This window comes from Nonomuraea sp. NPDC059023 (genome assembly GCF_042740095.1).
Classification (GTDB): domain Bacteria; phylum Actinomycetota; class Actinomycetes; order Streptosporangiales; family Streptosporangiaceae; genus Nonomuraea.
Genome location: NZ_JBHYIO010000089.1, coordinates 1 through 14,263, shown reverse-complemented (window position 1 = coordinate 14,263; position 14,263 = coordinate 1). Strand labels below are relative to the sequence as shown.

At 68.6% G+C, this 14,263-nt stretch carries 15 protein-coding genes; 5 read left to right on the top strand and 10 right to left on the bottom strand.

What is annotated here, in order from left to right; genetic code table 11:
• Positions 1–162: 162 nt before the first annotated feature.
• The 7 genes from ACFWYW_RS58060 to ACFWYW_RS58030 form a co-directional block, all read right to left on the bottom strand.
• Positions 163–906, bottom strand: coding sequence for a hypothetical protein (locus tag ACFWYW_RS58060; RefSeq protein ID WP_379627670.1), 744 nt, complete (start codon positions 904–906; stop codon positions 163–165).
• A 512-nt stretch (positions 907–1,418) separates the two neighbouring features.
• Positions 1,419–2,153 (bottom strand): hypothetical protein, encoded by a 735-nt coding sequence (locus ACFWYW_RS58055; protein ID WP_379627667.1) that lies wholly within the window; start codon positions 2,151–2,153, stop codon positions 1,419–1,421.
• Positions 2,154–2,436: 283 nt separating this feature from the next.
• Positions 2,437–2,691, bottom strand: coding sequence for a hypothetical protein (locus ACFWYW_RS58050; protein ID WP_379627665.1), 255 nt, complete (start codon positions 2,689–2,691; stop codon positions 2,437–2,439).
• Positions 2,692–3,274: 583 nt separating this feature from the next.
• Positions 3,275–3,802, bottom strand: a complete 528-nt coding sequence (locus tag ACFWYW_RS58045; protein WP_379627663.1) for a hypothetical protein — start codon at positions 3,800–3,802, stop codon at positions 3,275–3,277.
• Between the two features lie 80 nt (positions 3,803–3,882).
• Positions 3,883–4,281: a hypothetical protein gene (locus tag ACFWYW_RS58040; protein WP_379627661.1), complete on the bottom strand. Its 399-nt coding sequence runs from the start codon at positions 4,279–4,281 to the stop codon at positions 3,883–3,885.
• A gap of 109 nt (positions 4,282–4,390) precedes the next feature.
• Positions 4,391–5,668 (bottom strand): ParB/RepB/Spo0J family partition protein, encoded by a 1,278-nt coding sequence (locus ACFWYW_RS58035; RefSeq protein WP_379627659.1) that lies wholly within the window; start codon positions 5,666–5,668, stop codon positions 4,391–4,393.
• A 135-nt stretch (positions 5,669–5,803) separates the two neighbouring features.
• On the bottom strand, positions 5,804–5,959 hold the full coding sequence (locus ACFWYW_RS58030; RefSeq protein ID WP_379627657.1) for a hypothetical protein: 156 nt from the start codon (positions 5,957–5,959) through the stop codon (positions 5,804–5,806).
• A gap of 1,366 nt (positions 5,960–7,325) precedes the next feature.
• Here ACFWYW_RS58030 and ACFWYW_RS58025 point away from each other — a divergent pair.
• On the top strand, positions 7,326–7,799 hold the full coding sequence (locus ACFWYW_RS58025) for a hypothetical protein (RefSeq protein WP_379627655.1): 474 nt from the start codon (positions 7,326–7,328) through the stop codon (positions 7,797–7,799).
• Complete coding sequence (locus tag ACFWYW_RS58020) at positions 7,799–8,116, top strand: winged helix-turn-helix domain-containing protein (RefSeq protein ID WP_379627653.1); 318 nt, start codon at positions 7,799–7,801, stop codon at positions 8,114–8,116. Before ACFWYW_RS58025 ends, ACFWYW_RS58020 begins: the two co-directional genes overlap by 1 nt.
• Positions 8,117–8,458: 342 nt before the next feature.
• Here ACFWYW_RS58020 and ACFWYW_RS58015 read toward each other — a convergent pair whose 3' ends face one another.
• The 3 genes from ACFWYW_RS58015 to ACFWYW_RS58005 form a co-directional block, all read right to left on the bottom strand.
• Positions 8,459–8,968 (bottom strand): hypothetical protein, encoded by a 510-nt coding sequence (locus tag ACFWYW_RS58015; protein ID WP_379627651.1) that lies wholly within the window; start codon positions 8,966–8,968, stop codon positions 8,459–8,461.
• 15 nt (positions 8,969–8,983) lie between these two features.
• Complete coding sequence (locus ACFWYW_RS58010) at positions 8,984–9,310, bottom strand: hypothetical protein (RefSeq protein ID WP_379627649.1); 327 nt, start codon at positions 9,308–9,310, stop codon at positions 8,984–8,986.
• 139 nt (positions 9,311–9,449) lie between these two features.
• The gene (locus ACFWYW_RS58005; RefSeq protein WP_379627647.1) at positions 9,450–11,126 is read right to left on the bottom strand and encodes a DNRLRE domain-containing protein; all 1,677 of its coding nucleotides are present in this window, start codon (positions 11,124–11,126) and stop codon (positions 9,450–9,452) included.
• On the opposite strand from ACFWYW_RS58005, the gene ACFWYW_RS58000 reads away from it, so the two are divergent.
• The 3 genes from ACFWYW_RS58000 (at position 11,113) to ACFWYW_RS57990 (ending at position 14,108) form a co-directional block, all read left to right on the top strand.
• Complete coding sequence (locus tag ACFWYW_RS58000) at positions 11,113–12,252, top strand: hypothetical protein (protein WP_379627645.1); 1,140 nt, start codon at positions 11,113–11,115, stop codon at positions 12,250–12,252. The genes ACFWYW_RS58005 and ACFWYW_RS58000 overlap by 14 nt on opposite strands.
• A gap of 696 nt (positions 12,253–12,948) precedes the next feature.
• The gene (locus tag ACFWYW_RS57995) at positions 12,949–13,251 is read left to right on the top strand and encodes a hypothetical protein (RefSeq protein WP_379627642.1); all 303 of its coding nucleotides are present in this window, start codon (positions 12,949–12,951) and stop codon (positions 13,249–13,251) included.
• A gap of 209 nt (positions 13,252–13,460) precedes the next feature.
• Entirely contained in the window at positions 13,461–14,108 is a 648-nt protein-coding gene (locus ACFWYW_RS57990) for a hypothetical protein (protein ID WP_379627640.1), read from the top strand.
• The last annotated feature ends 155 nt before the right edge of the window (positions 14,109–14,263 follow it).

Sequence of the window (14,263 nt, the reverse complement as noted above, 5' to 3'; positions counted from 1 at the left end):
GGGACCGCGGGTCCGCACGCGGGGCCGGGAAAGCCCGCAAGCCCTGCCCACGCCGGAGCTACAGGCCGCTGCCGCGCATCGGGTTATGCGCCCACCGGTCGACGTCACGGATGTAGCCCAGCACAGTCCGCGACCCATCGCGCCACCGCCCGTGCCGCCCGATCAGCAACGCATCCGCGCCGCCCAAATGGGCTCCGGTCGCACCCCCGGCCCGCAGGCTATGCGGCCGGATGTCGGCACCGCCCAGCCCGGCCCGTTCGGCGGCGTCATGGACGATGTTGTAGATCGACTGCCTGGACAGGCAATCACCGATGCGGCCAGATCGGTGAATCCGGCGAAACACCGCCCCCGCGGTGATCCCCTGATCGGCGAGCAGCCCAGCCCAAGCCCGCCACAGCAGCACCGGACACGTCTGCGGATCACGGCCGTGAGGCACCGCGACAAGGTGGCCCGTGGCCGACTGATCGTTCTTGGAACGGCGCACCAGCACCTCCAGCCGTGCTCGACCTGCGCCACGTTCTGCAGATCCAGCGCACGCAACTCACCCCGGCGCGCCATCATCGCCCAGCCCAACACCAGCACCAAGCGGTCCCGGGCCGCCGTCGCCGCCGAGCGCGGCGGCCAGCCGGGCGCGCCGGGGAACACGCATGCGGCCACCAACTCTCGCAGTTGCTGCGCCCACAACGCCAAGGCGCGGGGACCGGTGTTGGCGATCCCGGCGGCCGCGCGCTCGTTGCGGTAGCACTTGATCACCGCCCGCGCGGGAGCACCATCCGGCATCGGGCGGGCGGCCAGACGGTGCAGGGAGCGGACCGCCGCCATCATCCGACGCAGCGAGGCGGGCGCGTAACCCCGGTCGGCCATGGCCGAGACGAACTCGGCCAGCGTCTCGGCCGTGCACGGCAGCGCCGTCCGGCCCGCCGCGCTACACCAGGCGCTGAACCGGCTCCAATCGGCGGTGTAGCGCGGCGGGTGCCCTCCGGAATCGACCCCAGAATCCGGGCAGCCACCCGGGGCGACAAATGCGTGGTCGGGACCCACGACCGGCCCGGCCATCCGCCGTGCCAGCACAACCTCCATCGGGCCGCCCACCGCGCCAGTAACGGCGTCTGGGCTGTCCACGTTGTCTCGATCGTCTCGCGCCATGCAGGTGCCTTCCACGCGAAGGAGCACCGCGGCGCGGAGCGGTAGCTCAACAGGGGGCACCGAGCGTACGGCCAAGCACAGACAGCTTCGTGAGGGGCCCCGTGCTTATGGGAAACCCACCTCACGTTCTCCCAAGTAAACCGACGAGTAGAGCAGCGATCTGAAATGCGATCATCGTTCATTTATATCGGTGAGATGTGGCACCACCCGGGCCATGCGAACCAGCACGCCAGGCGGAACACCTGTCCTGCGCCTTTGAAATGGGCCTGATGTCATTGATTCGGTGCGGCAGGGTGATCTATCGGGTGATCGGCTCTGGGCTTTGCGCCATGCGGTCTCGAACCGCTTGCCGGTCTTGCCGATGCCGATGCAGGGGCGGCGACGGAACTCTTCCCAGGTGGGATGGTCCGTGCTGCGGCGGCCGCCATCGGCGGCGGATGCCGCCGAGCTCGTCGGCCTAGCCACCGGCCTGGTCGAGGGCGGTGCGCGTGGACGGCTTGCACGCTGCGGTGGAAGGTGGCCGGGCCGAGGGTGGCGCGCTGGACCCGGTGTAGGGCCCAGGTGTTGCGCTGCAGCCGCGTCTGATACTCGGTCAGGGTGGTCCGGGCGGCCATCAGGTCGCGCAGGCGAAGGCCTTGGCGGGTGCGCCGGTCCATGCCGGCCAGGCCCTGGGTGGGGTTGAGCCGGATGGCGACCTCTTCGAGCATCAGGGGCAGGGCGGCCTCCCCGGGGTTGTTCTCGAAGCGGTCCAGAGCGCGGGCCCGCCCTGCCTGGGTAGTGAGGGCGAAGAGGCACAGAAGGTGCAGGCACTCTTGCCTCAGGCACGGCCGGTCTTGTCCTTTGATCCCGGCCAGGCAGGCGGCGCGGTCCTTGCCCTGGTCAGCCAGCGGGTACGAGCCGCAGCGCAGTTCGGTGTCGAAGGCGCGGTCCTTGGCGATGCGGGAGGCCTCGCGCACCTCGTAACTGATCAGGTAGCGGCAGCCGCGGGTGACGTCGCGTTCGCGCACCTCGTCCAGTGGGACGCCTTTGGCGCGGTTGCTGCATTTACGCCGGCCGGCGAGCTGGGATGGTGCCGCCTGCCAGCAGTTCGCAGCCGAGCGGGAAGTACGGCCGCACGGCATGAGATTGACCTAATCGCAAGTGCCGCCCGCTGGCGTTCGTGCAGAGCGCAGGCCAGGCTGCCGACCCTAGGACGGCTTCGAGCTCCCGGGCAATCGAGCGGCGGGTGCAGCCCTCAAGGGAACCGGGCACGCATTGCATCGGTCTGCCCGAGAAGGGTTCCCCAAAAGGCTATGAATCGGAGGGCCTTGTCTTCTGCGTCAAGTGGGCTGCAGCGCCTACTCCTTCAACGCGATAGTCATAGACAATCCGGTTGATACGTTCGACGATCTCGGCGACCTCAAGATCCTGGGTGATCTCAGGCACGTCGACGCGCGAGACGAGCTCTCCAGCCTGCAACGGTGCATGCGCCGACGGCGCATCCGATGGATGGGCCGTAGCACTCACGATGTAACCGTCCACGGTATGAACTACCGTCAAATGCATTGCCCGGCTCCTTAAGCTTTTTGCACCGAAGTGATCCACGCGGTGATAGACAGAATCTGATGGAATCCGGTATTAGCGTACGTGACGTATAGGTAGTTCTCGTTGGCGCCCGACGTTGGCTTAGCTACCCAGGATACATCCACTGCGGATATGGCGACCGTTTCATATCGAGTAGGGTTTTCGGACACTCTAGTCCAAGGCACTGTCATGACGTGATAAACGACTTCTGGGAGCCCATTAGGCAGGCTGTACTGCCGGACGACGGTTCCACCGGAGGGTAGGGGGGTCGGGAAGGGATGAAAGAAAGGCCCGTGCCAATCCGTTACTGTTGCTACCACAACTAGCTCCAATGCTCCGAACTGTCTATCGCTACCCCGATCGTGGCACGATTGTTCTTTGCTACCCATCGCGGACATGGACTACTCTCGGGCGCTGAGAGAATAGCCTCGCATTGCGACCCCCTGGCTTGATTTTTAACCTGCGCGTCGCGGCTTGGGATATTTGAATTTTTCGTTTGCTGCTTTGTGGGCATGTGCGCTACAGCCGTTCAGACGGCGAGATCAACGCGACGGACGCGGTTCGGTCAGATGGTAGGAGCTTCGAGGAGCTCGTGTAGGTCGTCGCCTTCGCGCTCGGCCAGGTGGTGCTGGGCGTGGCCGTGGGCGTCGAAGACGTCGAGCGTGACGGCGTAGACGGTGGGCCCGAACTCGTGCACGTGGCGGCCGGAGTCGTCGGTCATGCCCGCGCCTTCTCGCCGTTCGGCGGGGTGAGGAGGGTGAGCGCGTCCACGGGCGCGGCTGCGGGCGTACAGCTCGGCTTCGGCGTGCCCGGCCGGGCGGGTGTGGCGGGTGAGGTCCATCTCGACTTCGAGGCTGGCGTGGCGCAGGGCGGCGGCGATCTGGTGGGCGCGGGGCAGGGTGGCGGCTGATGGCTGTCCGGCGCTGCCGTCCAGGCACCAGCCGCCGAGCTCGCCTTGGTGGCAGACCAGGCGGGAGGGGGTGAGGTCCAGGCCGCCGCGGCGCTGGGGCCGGGTCAGCAGGGGCAGCAGGTCGCGCGGGACGGTGCCGAAGACGACGACGCCGAGTGCTGGCGACACGTGAACGATGATCATGAGGGTTGCTCCCGATATGAGAAGACGCCTCGGCCCGGGCGGGCGGAGGCGGCAGGTTGAGGGGCGCGGGCAGGAAGGGGTTAGGGGTCGACGACGTCGCCCTCGACGAGCTCGGCGTCGACCACGTCCCGGTCGTCGCGGTCGGCCTGGCCGTGGTCGTGCGGGCGTTCGTGCTGGTCGTGGGGCGCGTGGGTGGTGAGGTCGGCGGCGAAGGCGGCGAGCTGGCGGCGGTCGGCGGCGCGCAGGGTGGTGCCGGTCTTGGCGGTGAAGGCGGCGTGCAGGGCGGTGATGCCGTACGGCCAGGCGGTGATGATGGCGCGCCGCAGCTGCGCCAGCCCGTCCGCCGTCGGGTCGGCTTCGGTTCGGGATGGCGGCTCGTCTCCGGGCAGCGGCGGGGCGCCTGCCTCGGCACGTCCGGCGTGCTCGGTGGGTGCCGGTGGGGGAGCGGCAGCCAGGGCGTGGCCGATCGCGTTGAGCACCGTCTTGAGTTGCGGGGTCAGCCGGCCCGCCAGGTGTTGCGGCAGTTGTCGGAGGCCTGGCTCAGCTCGTGCTCCCAGGCCACCGCGATCGGCAGCAGCTGCAGCATCGTCAACCTGCCCGGCCCGGCGGTGGCCAGCGCCGCCTGCAGGTCGGCGGGGCCGCCCAGCTTGGCGTACAGGCTGCTGAGGCGGGCGCCGGCGAGCCGGTTGCGGACCGGGGTCGGCATATCTCGTGCAGGATCTTGGTGATCCACCGGGCCAGAGGCTTGGGGGCGCTCTTGCGGGCCAGGAAGGCGGCCAGCCACTCCTGCCGGACGGTGGCGGCCGCCGGCCAGGCGCGGTTGCCCTCGATCACGACCTTGCGGGGAACCTCGTCCTGCTGCTTCGCGCTCGGCGCCGAGGCGTGGGTGGGCGGCTGGTGGCCATGCAGGTGCGGCCGGCCGCAGTACAGGATCGGGGTGGCCGGGTCCCAGCTGTTGAAGTAGGCGCCGTGGCCGGGGCAGCTCTCGTGCCCGGCGGGGTCGAAGCCGTCGACCAGCCGGGCCAGCCGCTTCAGCTCGATCGCGAGCCTCGGCTCGTCCTTGGTCACCGTGACACCGGCCGCCTTCAGCTCGGCCAGCGCGGCCTCGTGCGCGAGCTTGTCGGCCCGCTCGCGGCGCACGAGCTCGACGGCGTAGCGGACGTAGCGCCCCCACTGGCCGGCGACGTTCTTGATCCTGGTCAGCGCCGCCTCATCGCCCTCGAACTCGGCCAGCAGTGCCAGCTCGTCCAGTGTCCAGGCGTAGTCCATGCGCTGGGCGAAGGCCCGGGTCTCGGCTGACAGCCGGCCGGTCTTCAGCGCGGCGGCGATCTCGTCGCGGCTGCGGCCGGTGCGCCTGCGGATCTCGGCCTTGGTGGCGCCCGACCCGTAGGCGGCGAACAGGGCGTCCGCGCGCTCGAACACGTCCAGGCCGCGGCGGAACTCCTCATCGTTCTCCACCACCTGGTCGATGTAGTGCGCCGGATCGTCGGCGCTCTTGGTGAGGTCGATCAGGCACAGCAGGTGGGGCAGGGGCGGGTCGACGGCTCGGGCTCCGGCCAGCCGCCGGTTGCCCTTGACCACCCACCAGCGGTGCTCTTGCTCGCCCTCACCGCGCTGGTAGTGGTCCGGGATCGGGATCACGGTGATCACGACCTGCAGTTCGGCCTTGAGCGAGGCGCAGAAGGCCGCGGACACCTGGTAGTCGCGGCGGACGTTCTTGGGCGAGTGCCCCAGGTACTTCAGCGGGATCTTGGCCAGACGGTAGTCGTCGGGGACGCTCACCTCGGGATCAAGGTGCGGATCGGCGAACCCGGGCTCGTCCGGCTCGGTGATGGTGTCGGGATCGGCTGGAACTGCTGCGGGCATGCGGAACTCCGCTTTCTCTGTGCGGTGGTATCTCCCGGGGGCCCACCGGCGCCCGGGAAGGCAGTCGGGGCGGCACCGGCCATCGCGGAACCGCCCCGGCAAAAGGGGAGGAGAGCGGGGGAGGGGGTGGCCGGGTCAGGCGGCCGGCTGCGGCTGCTCTTCGCGCGTCGACGTGGCCGCGCCCTGCACCATCCGCGCCGACACCCCGCCAGCGGGCCAGGACGCCTCGCCCTGGCGGACCGGCGAATAGCGGGCGCACAGCCCGATGGAGGAGGCGATCACCTTGATCACGGCGCGCACGACCTTGTTGCCTTGCCGGTCCTTGGTCTCGTAGCTGCGCGATCATGTCGCAGGCCTGCACTGTGAGGACGTGCCCGACGGCGAAGGACTCCTCCGCGCGGATCGCGGCCAGGCCGTAGGTGACCACCTCGATGTGCCGGGTCGGGACGTAGGTGCCGTCACGGCCGGGCGTGGGCGGCCCGTGCACCTCCAGCTTGGCCGACCACATGGCCGGCGCCGAAGTAGAGGCGGGGAAGAAGCGCGGGGCGTACGCGATCTTGCCGGTGACGCTGATCTGGATGTCCTGCATACGGGGTCTCCTCCTGGCCTGGCGCCCGCCGCGCGGGGCGGCGTGGGACGCTGCGGTGTCTCGGGCCGGGAGACGAGGGCTGGCCCTCTGGGGTGGCGCCTGTTCCCGGCACGGCAGACCACGCTTCGGTGGGGCCGGGACCGGCAACCGGGTGATGACGGGCCGGGCTCAAGATGTTTTTCGCCAGCAAAAGATCTCTGACCCGGCCCGTCACGAGCCCTCCCAAGCCCGCCCGAAGGGCGTGGGCTCGAACCCGGTTGACGAGCCCGGACACGCAGGCACACAGTCAGCCGCCGGGAACGGGCGCCACCCCAGGCCAGCGCCCTCCCCCTCGCACAGCCCAGACGAAGCTGCGGTCGCGCCGTACCAGGGAACTGGTGCCGGCGAGCCGGGGGAGCATCCCCGAGTGCTGGGCCGCGTGCCTTCGACACCCGCGGCCCCCGCGCCAAATGCTGCGCAATCCGCCCGGACGCGAGGGCAAGAGGCGGGAAGGGCGCTGAGCGGGACGGCTGTGCATCAATCCCTACAAGATCCCGAACGGCCGCGCGAGCAGGGTCGCCGTGCCAGCATGTGAGCCCTTTGAAGATCATTCGAAGGGAGTGCACACGGTGATAGGACAGTTCGGAGCGGCCATGGCTCGCACTGGTGGCTGGCGCGGCAGTCCATCGGACTTCTCACCTCCCTTCCGCCGGAGCCACCCGGCAGGCCTGACCGGATGCCGATCACGCGGAGAGAGGTATGAGACCTTGCTCAGCCCTGACCCTAAGGGGATCGCCTGAAGCCCCCCGGCGGGCGTGAGCGGCAAGGATGCGGATTTGTCCTCCGGCGGTGGACTCTCTCCCCAACCCGGTTGACTCAGGCATCCCCACTACGCATAGCCCCGAGCATCGCCTCGGTGCTACAGCGGTAGTGACGGCTCGCGTACGGCGAGGCACCCAGGGGGCGCCGGCCGGAATCCGACGCTTCATCCGGCCCGCCGACCAGTCTTCCGCACGTCGACTACTTTCCTGTGAGGAAAACAGATGGTATTTTCCTCACAGGAAAGTAGTCGACTCAGGGGATGGTCCCATGAACCAGCACGACGCCCAGACTTCGCTCGACGACATCCACCGCCTCCAGGACAAGACCCGGCAGCAGCTCCTGCGCCAGAGCTTCGCGCTTCCGCGCGTGCTCATCTCCGCGCTCGGCCTCTTCATCGCCTTCGCGACCATCGACCTGCCACACCCTTGGGACTTCGTCGGCCTGGCGCTCGGAACGGTCCTGTACATGGGCGTGGGGATCGTCTACGAGCACTGGGCCTCGGTCCGCCGCAAGGTCACCCGTCAGGAGATGCTGTTCCACTGCGGGCTGCTGGCCTGCATCATGGCGGCCTTCATCATCGGCCGGATCGCCGCCTTCGCGTTGTTCAACCTGCCGCCTCAGGGGCTCCTGTCACAGGCCGTCGCGGGCGCGATCGTGGCTGCCGTGGCCTACCTGGCGGCCACGCCCGTGAACCGCTCCATCATGAAGTCGATCGTCCAGCAGGGCGGCGGGGTCGCCTGATGGATCCGCTCTTCGACGAGTTCCTGCACGTCCCGGCGCGTCTGTCGGTCGTGGCGCTGCTGGTGCCGGCCGAGTGGGTGGACTTCGGCTTCCTCAGAGACTCGGTCGGCACCAGCGACTCGGCGCTGTCCAAGCAGGTCTCCGCGCTCACCGCCGCCGGATACGTCACCGTCCGCAAGGACCAGGACAAGCGGGCGCGGCGCACGTACGTGCAGATCACCCCGCTGGGACGGCTGGCCTTCCAGCGACACGCGGCGGCCCTGGAGCGGATCGTCGCCCTCGCCCGCGATTCCGCCGGCCAGCCCACCACCGACTAGATGGCTGGCCACTCCCGAGGAACTGGCGCACATCAAGATCGTTTACTTCTCTGAGGGATCCGACGCCGGCTTGGGACAGCGCGGGATGTCTCCATGGGGGGGTTGGGGGTGCCCGACCCGGCCATGGTCCGTTGGCCAGGGAGCGGGCGTCTTCGCTCGTCAGCCGCTCGTGCGCGCGCTGCCTTTGCGGGCGCGCAACGCGGCGCGGGCCTCGGCACCGGGTTCGGCATCAGGCTCAGTGGCAAGCTCAAGGCGCCGCTGAGTGCCGAGGCATGGCACAGCCGAGCCGGTCCGGTGGACGGACGTGCAGGACCTCGCTCTTCAGGCCCTCGGTCGTGAGGTTCAGCCGTGCCCTAGCACATCCAGCAGATCATCGCGCAACCAGCGCATGGCCGAGAGCACGTCACCTTCACGCAGAACAGGATGCAGCCGTTGTTGCACGGCTCTGGTCACATCCGAGTAGCTCGGGGTCACCGGCCTGGTGATCGCATCACCTAGTCCCCGGCGGATGACAGACACGTAAGGATCCGACGAGGAGTAGAGCTCCCTCAGGCTTGGGGCGAATCCGGCCTTCTGTAGCAAGGTCGTCTGGTGCTTCACGGTGGTGAAGTGGTGGATGAGCGCGCGGGCTTCCTTCGGATAGCGTGAGCAGGAGGAGACGGCCAGATTCCATCCGCCCAGCACGCCGGGCCCCGGTAGAGGCCTAACGCCGAATTGCCCGGGAAAGTCGCGGTCGGCCTCCAGGCGCCGGGGAACCCGGCGGGTAACCACACCGGCGCGCGTCCTGATCGTCAGCCGTTCATGCGCATCGGGTTCCTGGGCCCAGCCCCTCCCGATGAAGGCGTCGCCCACCGTGCGGCCGAGCGTTCAGGAGGGGCGCTGCCGGCTCTTGCGGTGCTCTATCCAGCCGAAGAGCTTGTAGATGATCCATGCCTGGACGGCGCCGCCCAGCACCAAAAGGGCGGTGAGGATGTACGGCATGAAGGCGAGCATGCTGTCGGGTGGCGAGATCGCGTTCACCGCCGCCCCGATGATCATGCTGGTGGGGAAAGTGGCCAGCCCGAGCCAGAGAAACTCCAAGCCGCCGCCCCGACCGGCATGAGGCAGGACCTGAACACCCAAAACGATGACCAGGGCGAGGTAGCCGAAAGCTACCCGTGCCGGGATGCTGAGCGAGCGAAGTCTGTTCATCATGAGGTGTGTGCCTTGTGATCGTTTGTGGCGGGCGTTGGTTGTTGTGCTCGGATCTCGTCGAAGGATGGATGGGCTGGCGCGATGCGCTGCCAGCCGTGGCGAAGGGCTTGTGGCGGCTGTCTTCGCCACGGCTTTGCGGTCAGTTGCTGGCCGCCCGATGTGGTTCAGCTGGGGCGGGGGTCAGCCGCCCATGGACGATCCACCGCCGTAGGTGACGCCCCACCAGTAGCCGTAGGCGATGGACCAGCAGTCGGGCCGCCTGACTCCGTAGGCGGGGCAGGTGTAGTCCTTGAGCACGGAGTACAGGATGGAGTCGGCGGCGGCCTTCTTGGACTTGGTCCACTTGTCGGTCTTGCTCTTGTAGATGATGCCGTAGCCGTAGTCGTGCATGTCGCACGCGCTTTTCGAAGTTGTATCCGCGGGGGCGGTCGGGAGCGTTGGAGCAGTGGTCGTTCCTGACGCCCACGACCGCTTTCTTGGTGGGCGTCTTCTTCCAGCCGGGCTGCAGGAGCCTGCCGCCGTATTCCATGGGGACGGGGCCGAACCAGCAGCCGTCACGCCCGTACATGTACTGGGACATGTACTGGCACTTGGCCGAGGCGCGCAGGGCGACGGTGGCCGGCTGGGTGGCCGTCTTCAGCTTGCCGACCGCCTCGTAGGTCAGGTTCCAGGAGCCGAGCGCGGGGGTGTTGAGCGCGGTGATGTTGCCCTTGGCGTCGTAGGTGTAGGTGCTGAGCAGAACCGGCTCGTCGTCGAGCTTGCGGTGGTCGGTGACCTGGCGAAGCCGCTTGGCGGTGTCGTAGCCGTAGGTGACGGCCTGGCTGCTCGCGCCGCCCCCGGCCGGGGTGAAGCTGATGGCCTTGAGCTGGCCGGCCACATCGCCCAGGGTGCTGCTGGTGGCCGTGGTGGCGGTGGCGTAGGTGAAGGCCGCCGTCGCGCAGGAGGCGGTGGCGCAGTCGTCTTGCGGTGTGGCCGGTGCGGCCAGGCGGCTGTAGCGGCCCTGGGCGTCGTAGGTGATCACGGCGGCGCCGTTGGCGTTGCCGATCTTGGTGATGAGGTGGTCGGCTCCGACCTTCGTCCAGGTGTAGGTCAGGGTGGGGGCGCCTTCTTCGGCCGCGACCATGGTCTGGGTGAAGCTGCCGTCGGCGTTCTTCACCACGGTGTCACCGTTGTCGGCGGCGAAGGTGCCGGGCTTGGCGGGGTCGGCGGTGAAGCGGGCGGAGTCCTTGCCCAGGTTGATCTGGATGTAGCCGTTGGCGCTGAAGTCCTTCAGCCGGTTGCCGAGGATGCCGCCGAGCGGTTCCAGCCGCCAGTTCGGGCCCAGCACGCCCTCGTTCGGCAGGGTGGCGTCGATGCGCTGGCCGGCGCTGTGGCTGCGGGTGACGATCAGCCCGGTGTCGGTGAAGTCGGTGGCATCGGTGATCCACACTCCCGTGTCGGTGTCGGCCCTGCCGGGATACAGGTCTTCGGGAGCGGGTCCGGGGTCGGCCGGGTCGTCGCCTTCGCCGGGGGTGAAGGGCTCGTCCGAGGTGACCTCGAGCGTGGGCGTCTGCAGGCCGTCGGTGTTCTCGCTGGCGGCGAAGACGCGGTAGTTCTTGACGTTGGTTTCGGTGGGGGCCTGCAGGATGAGGCCGTGGTTGGCGGTGCCGGCCGCCCACTTGGTGACGATGGGGGTGACGTCCCAGCTCATGGTGCCGGTGCCGCAGGAGCCGAGCTGGGAGCCTTCGGTGGAGGTGACGGCGTCCTCGGTGGTGTTGGCCGGCTGCGGGGTCCAGGTCTGCTTGGTGGCGTCCCAGAAGCCGGTGACGCGGCGCACCTGGATGCCGGCACCGACGGCGGGGCTGCAGGCGGGCGCGTCCAGGTTGGTGAGCCTTCAGTTCGGCCTTGGTGGGGGTCTTCAGCCCGGCGGTGTTGAAGCGCAGGTAGGCGCGGGCCTTTTCGCCGTCGGCTTCGGTGCCGGCCTTGAGGTAGCCGCCGGAGACGTTGTTGCCGTCGAAGGCGCTGTTGACGTCGGTGTCGCCGTTGAGGGGCAGCACCACGGACGGGTCGACGGTGACCGGGTAGGCCGTGTTCGGGTCGGCGAGGAAGTCTGCGGCGGGCTTGAGCACCAGCGTCTTGCCGTCGCCGGTGCTCTGCAGGTCGGCGGCGATCTGGCCGACGCGGTCCTGGCCCGCGCCTCCCTGGGGGGCGCTGCGGGCGAGGCCGCCTTTGCGGGCGCGGTAGGCGTGCGGCGAGGCGGCGTCGTACATGACCGGCTTGGACGAGGAGGCGATGACCTTGCCGCCGTCCTTGACGGCGAGTTGGCCGGCCCCGTTCTCGGCGAGGGTGAGCCCGTCGGCGGCGACGGGGATCGTGATCTCGACCGGGCCCTCGGGCCGCCGGTTGAGCACGATGTCGAAGCGCAGCCCGGTGGGCAGCGCGGTGGCGACCAGGTCGCCGGCGCCCTCGGCGACGACACCACGGTAGACGGCCTTGTTGCCATCCAGACTGGGCTGGGGCAGCTCACCTACCCAGCCGAGTTCCAGCTTCTGGCCGGACTCGCGCACCAGCTCGGCGAAGGAGCCCTTGCCGCCGCCGGAAAGGCGCACCTCGCCCTTGGCCACCTTGGGACGGACCGTACTGCCGTCCTCGATCAGGTCGGTGTCGATGTCGGCCCAGCCGCCATCGTCCTGCTTCACGCGGACGGGGCCGGCGTGCAGTTCGGTGACGGTGCGGCCGTCGGCGCGCCGGTAGGTGGTGGAGGTCTCGGTGCGCGCCACGATTGCGCGCTTGCCATCAGAGGTGGGGGCGGCCGCGGGCGACGTGGGCGAAGCCGTGGTGGAGGGTTCGGGCGTGGGGGCCGCGTAGGCGACCGTGACCGTGCCGAGCACGGTGAACGCGGTGAGCGCGCATGCGGTCGCCAGCTTGCGGGAGGGACTCACCAATCACCCTTATGGGTATAAAACGGATAAAACGACCGTAAAGCTAGCATCAGAGCTCACAGGAAACTTTCAGGTTCCCGGCGCGTGACCTCGCCGAGATCTGCCGCACCGCCTCCCGGGCGTGGAAGACAGCCGGTTTCGCCGAAGGAGCGGCTCATGGCCAGGCTGCCGCTACGGGCTATGACCAGGGGAAACTGTGCGGCACGTCACTACTCGGGAATGGTGATTGCGCCCTGAACCCGGGGGAGCACGTGCCACCGAAGACGGCTTGCGGGCGACAGCCGGAAGAGGTGATGACGGCGTTGATCAAGGCCTCATCGGCAAGGTCCGCACCGTATGGCTTTCGCGCCGGCGCGCTCAGAAGTGGACGGGACGCAGACGTACCCCTTCAAGATCATCAACCTTTTCGCAGCCCGAGGCCGCGCGCATGCTGGCCGATGCACTGCACCTTTCGGCTTCGCGCGTTCGTGTTCGTGTTCGTGTGCAGCTGCCGACCGGTCGCTGCGGAGCAACGGGCTGGGGGAGCGGCTGCGGCTCCTCGCCAGCCTGTAGAGCACAAACGCGCCGAATCGGGGGCGAGTGGGGCAGCAACGGCGGTAGGCGGGTGTAAGGCTTTGCGCAGCCTTCCGCAGGGATTGCCCCCTGCGTGGTTGACCGCGGCTTCGTCGTCGCCGGCCTCGGCGAAGCCGGGGTCGGCCGCGTACGGTCAGGGGGACCATGATCCTTCACCCCCTGGTGTTCGGAGGTTTCGTGAGCGACGACAACCGTCAGACCGAGTTGGAGACCATCGTCTCGGCGATCGCCACCCTGCGCTTCGACAGCGACCGGTTCGAGGCGGGCGATGAGTCGCTCGCCGAGCACGCGGTGGCGATGAAGCTGTCGGGGTTCGGGATAACCTCGCTGCCCCTGACGATGGAACAGATGCGAGCGATCGGCCACGCCCTGGAGACGGGCTACCTGATGGCGCTGGCCGACGTGCGCGCCAGCAACATCCAGGGCCTGGGCGTCATCGAGGACTGACCCCGCGCCCGCCACTCTGGCCGCTCGTGGCTGATCTTCTGGGCGGGCGCGGCGGCTGTTTAATGCCTTGGCCGCAACAGGCGACGGCGCGCGACTGAAGCTCTGCCGTGGCACGTCGCTTCGTGAAAGGATGTCGGCTCTGGGGCGACGGGCTGGCGCTGTTCCATCCCCCGGTAACAGACCAGACGTCGGGGCCGAGGAGGCCAAACATGTTCTGGCTGATCGCCGTTGCGCTGCTGGCGATTCCGGTTGTCGTGGTGGTCGTGTGGACAGTCCGGAAGGAGCGCACGGTGCGACCGGGACTCATCATCTGGCGGCTCACTGTCACCGTGGTGGCGCTCGGCCTCACGTCGTGGTGGCTGATCCAGCAGCCCCCCGTCAATGACGCCCTCCTCGGCGACCTGCCCCGCGAGCTGACCGACTTCGCCCGCATGTGTGAGGACGACGGCAACGGTGACCCGTTCCCCCGCGCGGCCTCGTATGTACCGCGGGGTCCGGGACCGCACCCCGCGGCAGCATTCACGTCCGGGGGAGATGACGGCGGGGCCAACTGGGCTTCCACGGGCACGGAATGGCAGGAGTTGGACCCCGACGACAAGCCGGACCCCATTGAAGTACAGCTGGTGGTCTGCGAAAAGAAGGTCGAGTCGGTGACGAGCACGGAGATCACTTGCCACTACCGAGGCGAGGATCAACCCGAGAAAACCGGGACCATCATGCTCGCTCAGGGCGCGTACACCATTACCGTCTTCGTGGCACGCACGGGCGAACTGGTCGGCAACCGCCGGGTGGAGGGCGCCGTCCCTGTGGAATCGGAATGCGACAGTCGGGAGTTCGAGGCCAGCCTAGATCGTTGATGTGAAATTCCGTGATCGGCTGCGGGCATGACGAAGGGCGTCCATGGTCGGTGTGTGAAGAGTGGAGTTGACCCGGTTTGGTGGACACCTGGTCTCTGGGGAACCCTGGTTCCCGGAAGAAGGAGTCTGCTGTGCCGAACAACTATCCGCCGGAG